The 13,870-nt window shown below is 47.0% G+C and carries 9 protein-coding genes and 1 tRNA gene; 3 read left to right on the top strand and 7 right to left on the bottom strand.

Going from position 1 to position 13,870, the window contains the following annotated elements:
- Positions 1 to 27 precede the first annotated feature (27 nt).
- Positions 28 to 3,738, top strand: coding sequence for a DNA polymerase III subunit alpha (dnaE, locus tag CIK98_RS13780; RefSeq protein WP_094385200.1), 3,711 nt, complete (start codon positions 28 to 30; stop codon positions 3,736 to 3,738).
- A 30-nt stretch (positions 3,739 to 3,768) separates the two neighbouring features.
- Positions 3,769 to 4,083, top strand: a complete 315-nt coding sequence (gene trxA, locus CIK98_RS13775; RefSeq protein ID WP_094385198.1) for a thioredoxin — start codon at positions 3,769 to 3,771, stop codon at positions 4,081 to 4,083.
- Positions 4,084 to 4,187: 104 nt separating this feature from the next.
- Here trxA and tsaE read toward each other — a convergent pair whose 3' ends face one another.
- From tsaE to CIK98_RS13745, 6 genes are read right to left on the bottom strand one after another with little or no spacing between them, the layout of a single operon-like run.
- Positions 4,188 to 4,601, bottom strand: coding sequence for a tRNA (adenosine(37)-N6)-threonylcarbamoyltransferase complex ATPase subunit type 1 TsaE (gene tsaE, locus CIK98_RS13770; protein ID WP_094385196.1), 414 nt, complete (start codon positions 4,599 to 4,601; stop codon positions 4,188 to 4,190).
- Positions 4,592 to 6,181 carry a bifunctional response regulator/alkaline phosphatase family protein gene (locus CIK98_RS13765; protein ID WP_094385195.1) on the bottom strand — a complete coding sequence of 530 codons (1,590 nt, stop codon included), beginning with the start codon at positions 6,179 to 6,181 and terminating at the stop codon, positions 4,592 to 4,594. The genes tsaE and CIK98_RS13765 overlap by 10 nt, the downstream gene beginning before the upstream one ends.
- Positions 6,178 to 9,144, bottom strand: a complete 2,967-nt coding sequence (locus CIK98_RS13760) for a lipopolysaccharide assembly protein LapB (RefSeq protein WP_094385193.1) — start codon at positions 9,142 to 9,144, stop codon at positions 6,178 to 6,180. Before CIK98_RS13760 ends, CIK98_RS13765 begins: the two co-directional genes overlap by 4 nt.
- Entirely contained in the window at positions 9,125 to 9,946 is an 822-nt protein-coding gene (locus tag CIK98_RS13755) for a metal ABC transporter permease (protein ID WP_094385191.1), read from the bottom strand. The genes CIK98_RS13760 and CIK98_RS13755 overlap by 20 nt, the downstream gene beginning before the upstream one ends.
- 18 nt (positions 9,947 to 9,964) lie before the next feature.
- The gene (locus CIK98_RS13750) at positions 9,965 to 10,375 is read right to left on the bottom strand and encodes a hypothetical protein (RefSeq protein ID WP_094385190.1); all 411 of its coding nucleotides are present in this window, start codon (positions 10,373 to 10,375) and stop codon (positions 9,965 to 9,967) included.
- A complete protein-coding gene (locus tag CIK98_RS13745) occupies positions 10,372 to 11,643 on the bottom strand; it encodes a 3-phosphoshikimate 1-carboxyvinyltransferase (RefSeq protein ID WP_094385253.1) in 1,272 nt (423 codons plus the stop codon). Before CIK98_RS13745 ends, CIK98_RS13750 begins: the two co-directional genes overlap by 4 nt.
- Positions 11,644 to 11,832: 189 nt before the next feature.
- Here CIK98_RS13745 and CIK98_RS13740 point away from each other — a divergent pair.
- Positions 11,833 to 11,906: transfer RNA gene (locus tag CIK98_RS13740), tRNA-Pro, on the top strand.
- Positions 11,907 to 12,112: 206 nt separating this feature from the next.
- On the opposite strand, the gene CIK98_RS13735 is transcribed toward CIK98_RS13740, so the two are convergent.
- Positions 12,113 to 13,270, bottom strand: a complete 1,158-nt coding sequence (locus CIK98_RS13735) for a glycosyl hydrolase 53 family protein (protein WP_094385188.1) — start codon at positions 13,268 to 13,270, stop codon at positions 12,113 to 12,115.
- Between the last annotated feature and the right edge of the window lie 600 nt (positions 13,271 to 13,870).

Below are 13,870 nucleotides of genomic sequence, written 5' to 3'. Positions count from 1 at the left end.
CCTCGAAAACTACAAATAACACGAAAAATGCAAGATTTCATACATCTTCACGTTCATACGTACTACTCCATACTCGACGGACAGTCAAGTATTGCAAAACTCGTAGACAAAGCCGTGGCCAACGGAATGAAGGGCATGGCGGTGACCGATCATGGCGACATGTTTGGCATTAAAGAGTTCTTCGACTATTGCAATAAGGTGAACGGTGGAAGAAAAAAAGAAGGACTTGAGCCTTTCAAGCCTATCTTCGGATGTGAGATGTATGTGGCACGACATAGGAAAGAAGACAAAAACAAAGACAATGGCGACCGGGGAGGTTACCATCTCATTGTTCTTGCAAAGAACTACCGGGGATACAAGAACCTTATAAAACTGGTGTCTAATGCATGGGTTGACGGATTCTACGGACGTCCGCGTACCGACAGGGCAGAACTGGAGAAATACCACGAAGACCTGATAGTATGCTCGGCTTGTATTGCCGGTGAGGTGCCACGCAAGATTCTTGCCGACGACATTGAAGGTGCGAGGGAGTCGATAGAATGGCACAAAAGGGTGTTTGGAGACGACTACTACCTTGAGCTGCAGCGACACGAGGTAAAAGACCCTGCAATACGTGCCAACCGCGAAACGTTCCCATTGCAGCAGAAAGCCAACAAGGTGCTGCTTGAATTGGCAAAGGAGTATGGGATAAAGGTGATTTGTTCCAACGACGCGCATTTTGTAGACCAAGAGAACGCAGAGGCACACGACCATCTGTTGTGTCTCTCAACCGGAAAAGACCTCGACGACCCTACCCGAATGTTATACTCAAAGCAGGAGTGGTTTAAGACAAGGGAAGAAATGAACGAGGTGTTTGCCGACATTCCCGAAGCTCTGTCAAATACCCTTGAAGTGCTCGACAAAGTGGAATTCTACGACATAGAAAATCCACCCATTATGCCATTTTTCCCCATACCGGAGGATTTCGGTACCGAGGAAGAGTGGCGCCGGAAATTTACAGACGAGGACATCTTCAATGAGTTCACTACCGACGAAAACGGAGAGAATCCGTTGCCGCGCGAGGAAGGTGAGAAGAAAATCGCAAAACTCGGCGGTATCGACAAACTCTACCGAATAAAGTTCGAGGCCGACTATCTTGCAAAACTTGCATACGAAGGAGCCGAAAAGCTATATCCCATGCCGCTGACTAAAGAAGTGGACGACAGAATACGTTTCGAACTGCATATCATGAAGACCATGGGATTCCCAGGATACTTCCTTATAGTCCAGGATTTTATCAACTCGGCACGTGACGAACTGGGCGTGATGGTAGGTCCAGGACGTGGCTCCGCTGCCGGGTCGGTGGTGGCATACTGCTTAGGCATCACAAAGATCGACCCTATAAAATACGACCTGCTGTTTGAGCGTTTCCTCAATCCCGACCGTATTTCCCTGCCAGATATCGATACAGACTTCGACGACGACGGACGAGGCAGAGTGCTGGAATGGGTGGAAGAAAAGTATGGACACGAAAACTGTGCCCATATCATCACCTATGGCACTATGGCAACAAAAAACTCCATCAAAGACGTGGCGAGAGTGGAAAAACTGCCATTGGAAAAGGCAAACTGGCTATGCAAACTCATTCCCGACAAACTGCCCGACGGACTGAAAATGAACTTGGGTAACGCCATAAAGTGCATACCAGAACTTCGCGACGCAGAGGCCAGCTCCGACCCGAAGCTCCACAACACAATGGCTTACGCCAAGATGCTTGAAGGCACCGTGAGAGGCACTGGAATACACGCCTGCGGCTTTATCATCTGTAGAGACAAGATCAGCGATTGGGTGCCAGTGTCGGTGGCTGAAGACAAAGCCGACCCAGGACACAAATTACGCTGTACGCAATATGACGGACACGTGATAGAGTCCACGGGACTCATAAAGATGGACTTCCTCGGACTGAAAACACTGTCCATCATGAAGGAAGCCGTAGAGAATATCAGACTTACCAGAGGACATGTGGTAGATCTCGATACCATACCCATCGACGACGAACAGACATACCAGCTATACTGCGACGGACGTACCATCGGCACCTTCCAGTTTGAGTCGCCAGGCATGCAGAAATATCTTCGCGAACTGCATCCTACCGTCTTTGAAGACCTAATAGCCATGAATGCCCTCTATCGTCCGGGACCTATGGACTATATCCCTTCGTTCATCGCACGAAAGAACGGGCGAGAAGAGATAAAGTATGACATACCATGTATGGAAAAATATCTCAAGGACACATACGGCATCACTGTATACCAAGAGCAGGTGATGTTGCTGTCAAGACAGCTCGCCGATTTCACCCGAGGCGAAAGCGACGCCTTGAGAAAGGCGATGGGTAAGAAAAAGAAAGCCATCGTAGACGCCATGAAACCAAAGTTTATCGAAGGCGGACAGAAAAACGGACATGACCCGAAGGTGCTTGAGAAAATATGGGGCGACTGGGAGAAGTTTGCTTCATACGCCTTCAACAAGAGTCACGCCACGTGCTACTCATGGGTGAGCTATCAGACGGCTTATCTTAAGGCACACTATCCTGCGGAATATATGGCGGCAGTGATGAGCCGAAACCTCGACAATATCAATGAAATTACAAAGCTTATGGACGAGTGCCGGGCAATGGGAATACCAACACTCGGTCCTGACGTAAACGAAAGCCGCGCTAAGTTCAGTGCAAACAAGAAAGGCGAGATACGCTTTGGCATCAGCGCTATAAAAGGCGTGGGAGGTGCCGCTGCCGACTCTATAATAAAAGAACGTGAAGCTAACGGACCGTATAGCTCAATATTTGACTTCATACAGCGAGTGAACCTCTCCAACTGTAACCGAAAGTGTATTGAGTCGCTCGTGCTGAGCGGAGGCTTCGACTGCTTCAGCGAACTAAAGCGTGAGGACTTTTTTGCCAAGACATCCAAAGGCGACCAGTTCATAGACACGCTCGTGCGCTATGGCCAGCTGTATCAGGCAGAAAGGGCACAGGCGAGAAATTCTCTCTTCGGAGAGGATAATGCAGTGGAGATATCCACACCTCCAATAGTAAAAGGAGAACAATGGAGCGATATAGAAAGACTAAACAGGGAACGTGACCTCGTGGGCATCTATCTCTCGGCACATCCGCTCGATGAGTATAAGGTGATACTCGACAGCCTTTGCAATACCTCATGCCAGGAACTTGAAGACGTGCAGCGACTGACCGACCGTGAGCAAGTGGTGTTGGGAGGCATAGTGACTGCCATAAGACAGAAATATACCAAGACGGGAAAACCCTGTGGCTTTGTTACCATTGAAGATTTCAACGGCAGTGGTGTGCTGCCTCTTTTTGGAGAAGACTGGGGACGCTGGGCAGGAATGTTTGTGGAAGGTTCCACTGTTTACATTCTCGCAGAGATGAAACAGAGATTCCGCGACAGTAATCTCTATGACATGAAGGTGACCGACGTGAAATATATGCAGACGGTGAAGGACAGCACACTGACGAAACTCACCATTTCCATCAACACCGACAAGCTTGACGCACGCACGGTGGAAGAGCTAAACGAGATAATAACAGAGAATCCCGGAAAGACACAGCTGTTCTTCCAACTTCGTGACTCACAAGGCAAGAAACACGTATTGCTGAAAAGCCAGTCGAGGACAGTAGACGTGAGAAGCCAGCTCATCAACTATATTGATCAGCAAGAGGCGTTAGAATATAAAATCAATTAACATTATTATAACAAAACATTTATTAAAGAAATGGAAACAAAAATTACAGCAAGCAATTTCGAGAGTTTGAAGAATGGCGAACTGCCATTGGTTGTTGACTTTTGGGCTACATGGTGTGGACCATGCCGTATGATTGCCCCAATCATTGAAGAACTGGCAACAGAATACGACGGCAAGATCAACGTAGGCAAGTGCGACGTTGAGGAATGTGATGACATTGCCGCTGAATTTGGTATTCGCAACATCCCGACAATACTGTTCTTCAAAGGTGGCGAAGTGGTAGACAAAATGGTTGGTGCCGCTTCAAAGTCCAAGATTGAAGACAAGTTCAAGGCATTGCTCTAAAAAATGTAGTTAACGCTATTTTCAGGAGTTAAGGAGTTAAGAAGTAGGCTCCTTAACTCCTTTAACCCCTTAACCTTTTAACCTTTTAACCTTTCCTCTTATCCTCAAAACCTCACAATCCTGCTTCCGTCCGCATTCTCTTCAATAGTCACTTTTACCGCCTCCTCCGGCAATAGTTCCTCTATCAGCTCCGGCCATTCAATGAAGCAGAGGGCTCCGCTGTAGAAATAGTCTTCGTAGCCCATATCGTATACCTCCTCAATCTTCTTGATGCGATAGAAGTCGAAGTGATAGATAAGTTCTCCGGTGGTATCCGACCTGTATTCGTTTACGATGGCAAACGTGGGAGAAGTGATGACATCTTCTACACCAAGTTCTTCGCATACGGCCTTGATGAAGGTGGTCTTGCCAGCTCCCATTTTTCCGTAGAATGCAAACACGGTGTTTTCTCCCGTTGCAGCCACAAACTGTCTTGCAGCTTCTCTTATAGAATCAATGTTGTCTATTCTCAGTTCCATTTTTCTTTCCTTGGTTTTAATGTTACTAATGGTATGATGATTTCTTCCATGGATATGCCTCCATGTTGGAATGTGTCCCTATAATACTGTACGTAATAATTGTAGTTGTTCGGATAGGCGAAAAACTGGTTCCCCTGTGCAAACACGTAGTTGGTGCTCACGTTAGGTTGCGGCAGATGCACACGTCGGGGATCCTTTATCACGAAGAGGTCTTTTGCATCGAATCCCAAGTTTCTGCCTATCTTGTAGCGAAGGTTGGTGTTGGTATTGCGCTCGCCAATAATCTTCACGGGTTTGTTTACACGAATCGAACCATGGTCTGTAGTAACCACTATGCGGTAGTCGCTTGAGGACAGCATCTTGAAGATGTCGTATACCACAGAGTGGCGGAACCAGCTCATGGTGATGCTTCTGTAGGCCTTTTCGTCTTTCGCCAGTTCCCTTACGGTTTTCGACTCTGTTCGTGCGTGGCTAAGTATGTCGATGAAGTTAAACACCACGACATTGAGGTCTTTGTTTTGTATTTCGTTAAACTTCGCCATAAACTTTTCCGCTGAGGCCGAATCGTTTATTTTTGTATAAGAGAAAGAGTCCTTGCGCCTATATCGTTCTATCTGTGTTCTTACCAAAGGCTCTTCGTTGAGGTTCTTCCCCTCCTCTTCGTCCTCGTCTACCCATAAGTCGGGAAACATCTTTGCGATGCCGTCGGGCATGAGACCGCTGAATATGGCATTGCGGGCATACTGGGTGGCTGTGGGCAGTATGCTGTAGTAGAGCTGCTCGTCGATGTCAAACATGTCGCCTATCTCTTTTGCAAGAAGTCTCCACTGGTCGTATCTGAAATTGTCGAATACAAGTAGAAACACCTTTTCGCCTGCGTCGATGTGTGGAAAAACAGCCGTTTTCATCACTTCTGTACTCAGTATGGGGCGGTTTTCGCTCCTTGGCTTAGGTGAGCTTATCTCGTCCATCCAGGTTTCGTAGTTCTTTTTTATGAACTTCGCAAACCTTATGTTGGCGTCTTCCTTTTGCATTACCAGCGAGTCCAGCAGCGGTGTGTCGGCAGTAGGCAGTTGCGACAGTTCCAGTTCCCAGTGTACCAACATCTTGTAAACCTCAATCCAGTCATTCCAGTTGCGCGAGTCATCAATTTTCATGGCTATCTGCTGGAAGTTCTGCTGGTAGTCTGACTGTGTCACTTCAGCCACGATGGCCTTTTGGTGTATGTTTTTCTTCAGCGACAGCAATATTTGGTTTGGGTTGACAGGCTTTATCAGATAGTCTGCAATATTTTTGCCGATAGCCTGGTTCATGATGTCTTCCTCCTCGCTTTTTGTCACCATCACCACCGGCACTTGTGGCTGTACAGATTTTATTCTCTGCAGAGTCTCAAGTCCCGAAAGACCAGGCATCATTTCGTCGAGCAGCACGAGGTCGAAAGTTCTTGTCTCGCATTGCTTTATTGCGTCGTGACCATTGCTCACCGTCACCACTTCATATCCCTTTTTCTGAAGGAACATCACGTGGGCTTTGAGATGTTCTATCTCGTCGTCAGCCCATAACAGTAATCCGTTTGTCATCTGTAAAAATCTTCTTCAAAGTCAAATACTTCCTGGTCGTCACCATTGCTTTCTTCAGTGCCGTCCCAATCATCGTTATCGTCGTCCTCCTCATTGTCGTCCTCCTCTTCCTCCTTTGGTTGTGTAGTCACTTCTTCCGGTTCAGTGAGCAGCTTTTCTTCGGGCATGGCCAGAGGCTCCATGTTTTTCTTGTAGAAATCATCATATTCCGCAAAGCTGAATGATGTGCCGAGAAGTGACAGGTTTTGTTCACTTACCACGAAAAGCCTTACTCCAGAAGAAGGTTTCTGTAGAGGTGCGAATTCCTTTGAGAGCTGTTTACGGTATTCGGTAGCCTCTTCCCAGCTGCGGAATCCGCTGACAGTCATTCTTGTTATACCCTCTTCGCCTGACACATTGATGTCGAAGTTTCTAACAAGGAAGTTGGTGAAGTTGTATTTTGCCAGTTCGTAAAGCATCTGGTTGCTGTTCACCGAGTCGGTTTTGAAGGCAAGCATCACCACGTGGGCAGTGTTCAGTTCCAAGCTGAGAGTGTCCGCGGCGGTAGAGTCAGCCTTGGCTGATGACGAACGTCTCGACCACACATCGCCCAGGTCGAATCCTCCAGTTTGAAGAGCCTTCCCCTCTTTTACTCCTTTAACTATCATTCCAGCCATTTCTGCCACTTCAGAGGTGGGGTGTTTCTCCACTACCTCAGTCATCATCTTCACACATGTCTGTGAGTCGCCTTCCTTCAGCATAGTCAATGCGCCTATGAAAAGGAACTTGGCACGATTTTCGCCCTGTTCAAATCTTTCGTCGCTTATGGTTACGTTTGCCTTTACTCTTTGGCTGTTGTCAGCCTTGAAAGCCTCGTAAGTGGCGGCGTAGATAGAGTCTTCTATATGCTCTCCCCATCTTGAGTCTTCAAGGTAGTGAGGGTTTGAGAGTAGTTTTGTGTATGGGCTTTCAGGATGGTTTTTCTTCAGTGTCTCAACCATGTTGGCAGCCTTTGTGTCTTTGCCTTGTCGTGAGTAGGCGAGAAACAGGTGGTAGCACGTCTCGTCGTTACGTTCAAAGTCTGGCCAGTTTTGCAGCAGGCGTTCAAGGTGCTTGCATGAGGCGGGTATATTGTCCATCTCGTCCTTAATGATTATTCCTGCTTCCAATAGGGCTGGCTTTAACAGGTCGTCAGACTGCTGCTTTTGTTCCTCGGTGAATGGTATCTGTGCAAGATAGTATTCGCGTTTGTGAGGGTCTTGGCTTTCGTCGTCGGCCTCTTTCTCCTCTTTGTCTTTTTGTCCCTTGTCTTGTTTTTCGCTTGTCTCGCTGCCGTTTTCTTCCGTTTCTTCCTGTTCCCCGTTGTTTGCCTCTTCGGGATTGTCAAACTTCACCACTGTTTGGTTAGACCTTCTCCAGTTGTCAATGTTTTCGCGTTTTCCCCAAAGACGTTCGAATGCCGCCTTTCCTTGGCTTACTGTAGTGGGATTGTAGAAATACCATACACCAGACTTGTCGGTCGTAGGTTGTGTGTTTGTTGCCTGTTGTCTGTTGTTGGTCTGTCGGTTGCCTGTTGAGGCTTGCTGTCTTTGCATTTCCTCAGCCTGCTTGTCGAGTTCGGCGTCTCTTTCTTCCTTTTCTTTTTTCTTCAGGAGTTCTATCTGCCTGTCTATGGCAGCGTTTCGCTCTTGTTCCGGGCATGATGCAAGGTATTGAAGAGAGTCTTGCAGGTGTATGGTCTCGGTGTGGGGCACTAATTTGTCGAGTACGACAGAGCGATCCGAGAGCTGCTGGTAGTCTGGTCGTTCTTTGTCGAGCAGTCCGATGGCTTCTCCATAGCATCTTCTTGCGTCGGAATATTGTTGCCTTTCCCAGTAAATGTTGCCGAGTGTGAGCAGCAGTACACCTTTCTCTATACCGCTTCTTGTGGCCTTCTTGTAGCCTTCCTCGTATGCTGCAATGGCTTTCAGAGTGTCGCGGTTCATCAGGTGAATATTGCCTATGGCATAGTAAACTTGGTCGAGATAATCCTTGTTGTTGTCCGAGGCAGCCATTCTTTTCAGTCTTCCCACCATCTTCTTCGCGTTACCTGTGCCTATCACTTCCGTCTGTGCTATACGTGCGTTGAAAGAGAGTTCGTATGGCGGGCTTAGTTTAATGACTTTACTGAACGATTTGTATGCAGCCGCCTTGTCTCCCTCCTGAGCCAGTAGTTGTCCGAGCAGATACCACTGTCTTGCCCGTTGTTTTTTTCGTTTTTCGTGTTTTATTACTTTTTTCAGGTATGTGATAGCCTGTTTCCTCTGTCCGCTTTTGAGATAATAGTCGCAGTAGGCGTAGTCCCAGTCTTTCACCGCCCTATAGTCCATGGAGTCTCGCTTCATCTTCGTTATCACGTCTTCGGCGTCGTATATCCATCCGAGTTCAGCATAGCTTTTGGCGAGCCATGCTCTTGAAATGCCGTAGATGGCAGGTTGTGTTGCATATAGTCTGCCCATGTATGAGAAGGTGGCTGCCGCCTCTTCGAATTCGCCTTTTTGGAATTGCGATTTCCCTAATAGCAGCCATGCTTTCCAGATGAAGGGGTTGTATTCGCGTCTGCCAAGCCATTCTATGTCTTTTGGTGTCTTTCGTCTCGACTTGGTCCACTCGGGTCGTTTTTTGATGCTATGTCGTTTGATGGCTTTTTCTGCTTTTTCTATAGCCCGGTCGAAATTCTGTTTACCTATGTCCTTGCCGGTCTTAGTGCCCGCAGGGTATAGTGGCAGTTGTTCCGTGAAGTTGTCCTTGTGTCCGTTTTCTTTCTCCAACGATCCCTCAATGAATGCCTGGCTTCCGTTGAAGTATGTGTTGTATCGGGCATTGAAGGCGTGCCACCTGCGGGTTGCCGAGGTGTTTTTTTGTGTAGAGCAAGCAGCAAACAGCAATGCTGTCACTATACAGGAAAAAAATATGGCCCAAGGGCTAACTGGCCTTCTTTTCATTTGTGAATGCAGATTTAAGAATTCTAAGTATCATGTATATTAGTATCGACACGAAGATGATGGATGCTCCTGACGGGACGTTAAGATAATATGACATTCCAAGCCCCATGAGACAGTAGCAAATGGCAAACGCCACGCTGAGCCATTCCATCTTCCGGAACTGTGATACGAAAATGTTTGCCGTCATCTGTGGTATGGTGAGAAGACTGATGGCTAACACGATGCCCACGAGTCTTAGTGTGGCTACTATCGTCATAGCTATTATTATCATCATGGCATATTCCACCATCTTCACCGGAAGGTTTTGAGTCTTTGAAAACACGGGGTCGAAGGCTATGCTCACTATAGTGTTCTCAAACAATAGGAATAGCGCTACTACCAATGTCGCGAGAATGGCAAGTAGAGAGAGGTCGAAACTGTCGATTGTAAGAATATTGCCGAAGAGAAACGACGGGAGGTCGGGCATGAATCCGGGGGTGAGGAAACTGCATATTATTCCCACGCTCATTCCAAGGGTCCAGAACAAAGCTATGGCGCTGTCTTCCCTTACCTTTCTCTTTTCCGACATCCATTGTACACCGCATGCGCTTGCAATGGCAAATGCCATGGCTGACAATATGGGGTTGATGCCGAGAAACACGCCAAGCCCCACACCTCCAAAGGAGGCATGGGTGATGCCACCGCTGATGAACACCAGCCGACGGCTCACGATGTATGTGCCTACGAAACCACATACCACACTGGCCAGCACACTTCCCAACAGTGCGTTCTGGAAAAACGTGTATTTCAGTATCTCCAACATTCTTTATCCTTTATAGTCTCAGTTTTGTTCACTCCTTGTATCCTCCTCCATCATCATTATCAGTTCGTCCTTCAGTTGGTCAGGCACGTTCACTTGTCTGAGTATCAAGCTTCTGTTCCATGCCTTCGCTTCTTCGCGTCGCATGGTGTACAGCACATCGCGGAACTCCTCTACTTCCTCTTCGGAATAAGAGTCGGAGGGCTTGCCGGCAAATCGGTCAAGGTCTTCGTCGTCGAAATATTCCACTTGCTTTGTTGCCGCCTCCAGCATGCATTCTTGTTCACACCGGCTGTCGTCACCATTGCAGGTGTCGCATGTAGGCTTTGTCACTATCGTCTCCTCATCGTTTGACGAGAAGAAGAAGTGAAGGCCACCGATAATGATGGCACCAGCTGCCAATGCTAAGAGAAGTACGACAATCACGTTCATTCCTTATGTTCCTCGCATATTTCAAACCCTACTTCGTCAAGATGCTCCCAATAGTGGGGATATGACTTTGTCACCACTTGAGGGTCGTTTATTCTTATATAGTTTCTTACAAAGGCCATTGGCGCAAAGGCTAAGGCCATGCGATGGTCCTCGTAAGTGTCGATGGCTACTTCGGGGGCGCTGTTAGCGCTCCGGCCTTGTATCGAGCCGTCCCATATCAGTTCTGAGTTGTCGCGGTCTTCTATCACATATCCCATTTTCCTCAGCTCTGTCTTCAAGGCTTCTATACGGTCGGTTTCCTTTATCTTCAGAGTCTGTAGGCCAGTGAAGTGGAACGGGATATGCATTGCCACGCAGGCCACAACGATAGTTTGTGCCAGGTCGGGGCAGTTCAGGAAGTCGTAGTCAAGGCGTGTCACGCCGTGGCCTGAATATTTAAGGCACACAGTGCCGGGCATTCCGTCAGCCGACTTTTCAAAAGTGGTCTTCACGCCAAGCAGGCTGAACAGGTATCTCGTGATAGAGTCGCCTTGCTTGCTGCCGTCAAACAGTCCAGTAAGTCTTATGCGGTCTTCGGGCCTGGCGTTGAGTGCTATCATCTCATACCAGTATGAAGCTGCGCTCCAGTCGTTTTCTATGTAGTATGTCCTTGGAGTGTATGGTCTTGGCTTTATTGTTATCACGTCGTATGAAGTCCATTCCGCCTCAGCTCCAAACTCTTTCATCATCCAAAGCGTTAGGTCGATATAGGGTTTTGATATTATATCTCCCTCGAGATGTAGTTCCAGGCCGCCTTTGAGTGTAGGTCCAATCATCATCAAGGCCGAAATATATTGGGAGCTGACGTTTCCTTTAATGTGCAGTTCGCCTCCCCTTAGTTTCTTTCCTTTTATCTTAAGAGGCGGGAATCCTTCTTTTTCCACATAGCTTATGTCGGCTCCGATGTAGCGCAGTGCATCTACCAGCACTGCTATCGGCCTGTTTTTCATTCTTTCGGTTCCGGTGATGACGTGCTCGCCTTCAGTGGTGGCAAGGTATGCGGTCATGAATCTCATGGCGGTGCCTGCCGCCTTTATGTCAATTGTCTCAGGATTGTCTTTTAGGGCTTTTACTATCACCTCGGTGTCGTCGCAGTCAGACAGGTTGTCGGGCATGATTCCGCTGCCTGCCAGTGCGCTTATTATTAGAGCCCTGTTGCTGATGCTTTTTGATGCCGGCAATTTCACGGTGCAGTCCAGTGCTGCCGGTGCGGTAATGATGTATTGCATAGAAGAATTTTGCATATATATAATGTGATACTCTATTTCGAACTGCAAAAGTAACTATTTTAATCCGTATTTCCAAGAAATGTTATGCAAATTAGGCCTAAAAAGAAAAAAATATTCCCAAAAACTTGTGTATATCGTAATTTATGTATACCTTTGCACCCGCAAAACCGAAAGGTGATGCAAATTGCTCGGGATGTAGCGCAGTTGGTTAGCGCACGCGTCTGGGGGGCGTGAGGTCGCAAGTTCGAGTCTTGTCATCCCGACAAAAAATTGGCTTTCTCGTATAGAGAAAGCCTTTTTTTGTAGTTAAGGAGTTAAGGCATTTCAGCTTCATTTTTTTTATGAACCACAGAGAAAAAGAGTTAATGAGTTTTTTGGTTGATATATAGAGTTGATGCCAAGGCATGGGGATATTCTCTTTTTCTCTGTGGTTTAAAAATAAAATGTTGAATATGTATCCTTTAATTCTTTAATTTTTTAATCCTTTAATTCTTTTTCCATTCCACTTACTATATTCATAAAATGCAGGAAGAGCACAGCCGGTCTTGTTGTCAAACAGTCCGCGGTTAAGCCATCCTTTGGTCACTTCGCTGCCAGAGGCGTTTTCCTCAGGGAACCACCAGAACAGACCTGTCACGTTCTTATGACGGCGAAGTTCGGCCACGAGTTCTTTTGTGAACATTGTCTGACCGTCTACGCTGATGGGGTAGAACTCCGAATAGGTGTTCGGCTTCGACCATCGGTCGTTTTCGTGGGAGTAGTATGCTGCCGTTTCAACTATCATCACGTCGCGGAACGGCTCTCTGAGTTCTAAGGAGTCGAGGGTGGCTGACAGCACTCCCATGTTGCGGTGCCACATGGGGTAATAGCTCAGGCCTATGATGTCGTAGTCTGTGCGGTGGCAACGTAGCTCGTCGTAGAATCGGCGTGTGATGTTCCAGTCGCCGGCTTTCTCTGTGTGTATGATTATTTTCGCTTTAGGACAAACCTCTCGGCACGCCTTAGAGCCACTGTCTATCATGCGGCAAAGGATGTCCCAGTTGTCTTCTTCCGTATGGTTTATCTTGCCCACTGGCCACAGCATGCCGTTGGTAATCTCGTTGCCCACCTGTATGAGTTCAGGCTCGGCTCCAACTGCTTTCAGAGCCTTTAGCGATGTCAGGGTGTGGGCGTAGATGCTGTCGCACAGTGCCTCCACAGAATGGTCTTTCCAGTCGGAGGGGATAAATTGCTTGCCTGGGTCGGCCCAGGTGTCTGAGTAGTGGAAGTCGAGCATGAATTTCAGTCCCTTCTGTTTCAGTTTCATGGCAAACGCTTTCACGTATTCAAGATCCTGACACACACCCTCGCCTTTGTTCATCTTTGGCGCATTTGCCGGGTTTACAAACAGACGTACACGTATGCAGTCCCATCCGTTTTGCTTCAGAAAGTCAAGTGCGTCCACTGCATGTCCTTCTGCGTCGCGGTAAACTGTACCCTTCGCCTCGTATGAAGGCAGAAGCGAGAGGTCGCCTCCGAGAATTTTCTCTTTCCCGTCGTTCAGGTTAAACACTTCAGATAGTATTGACTGGCCTTGTGAGGTGATGGCTGTTGCCAGTAGGATAAGGGTGAAAATAAGATGTTTCATAAACATGTAATTAAGTTACTTGCAAAAGTACGACATTTTTCTCGTATATCCAAATGTTTTTGCCATTTTTTTTATTTCCGTATCACTCCAAATGTAGTATGAGTCATTGTAACCTTTTATGTGCGACTATTATAAAGTCTTATCTCCTACTGGTATAATTGTCCCACAAAGCCTGTTTTAATTTACCAAGAACAGGCTTTTGTTTTATATTCCGCAGTGTGGAATGTGTATTCCGCAATGGTGAACGTACATTCCGCAATGGTGAACGTACGTTCCGCACTGCGGAATATAAAACCAATACGTTATAGAGATAAAATCCAAATGGCTATTTTGAAAACTTATATTCAACAGGCTTTATACTTTTATTACTATTAATCAGATGCCGCCACATTGTCCTTTTCTTGCGCGCGCGTAACTTAAATTTTATAATTTTTCTGTCACCTCTGTCATTTCTTGCATTAACTATCATGTAGCCAGATAGTTATGTGGTGATAGAAGAGTGACAAAAGAGTGACAGTTGTGATTTCCACGAAAATGTTTATACGCGCCAAAATAAAGGACGAATGTCCAGACTTTTGAAGAAAATCACGCTCAAATGCA

The sequence above is a fragment of the Prevotella sp. P2-180 genome (assembly GCF_002251435.1).
In the GTDB taxonomy this organism is placed as follows: domain Bacteria; phylum Bacteroidota; class Bacteroidia; order Bacteroidales; family Bacteroidaceae; genus Prevotella.
This window is presented reverse-complemented; position numbering and strand designations above follow the sequence as displayed.

Excerpts from the sequence above, each read along its gene's own strand:
- CIK98_RS13750 (WP_094385190.1), bottom strand. The coding sequence starts at position 10,375 with ATGAACGTGATTGTCGTACTTCTCTTAGCATTGGCAGCTGGTGCCATC.
- CIK98_RS13765 (WP_094385195.1), bottom strand. The coding sequence starts at position 6,181 with ATGACAAACGGATTACTGTTATGGGCTGACGACGAGATAGAACATCTC.
- CIK98_RS13745 (WP_094385253.1), bottom strand. The coding sequence starts at position 11,643 with ATGCAATACATCATTACCGCACCGGCAGCACTGGACTGCACCGTGAAA.
- CIK98_RS13755 (WP_094385191.1), bottom strand. The coding sequence starts at position 9,946 with ATGTTGGAGATACTGAAATACACGTTTTTCCAGAACGCACTGTTGGGA.
- tsaE (WP_094385196.1), bottom strand. The coding sequence starts at position 4,601 with ATGGAACTGAGAATAGACAACATTGATTCTATAAGAGAAGCTGCAAGA.
- dnaE (WP_094385200.1), top strand. The coding sequence starts at position 28 with ATGCAAGATTTCATACATCTTCACGTTCATACGTACTACTCCATACTC.
- trxA (WP_094385198.1), top strand. The coding sequence starts at position 3,769 with ATGGAAACAAAAATTACAGCAAGCAATTTCGAGAGTTTGAAGAATGGC.
- CIK98_RS13735 (WP_094385188.1), bottom strand. The coding sequence starts at position 13,270 with ATGAAACATCTTATTTTCACCCTTATCCTACTGGCAACAGCCATCACC.
- CIK98_RS13760 (WP_094385193.1), bottom strand. The coding sequence starts at position 9,144 with ATGAAAAGAAGGCCAGTTAGCCCTTGGGCCATATTTTTTTCCTGTATA.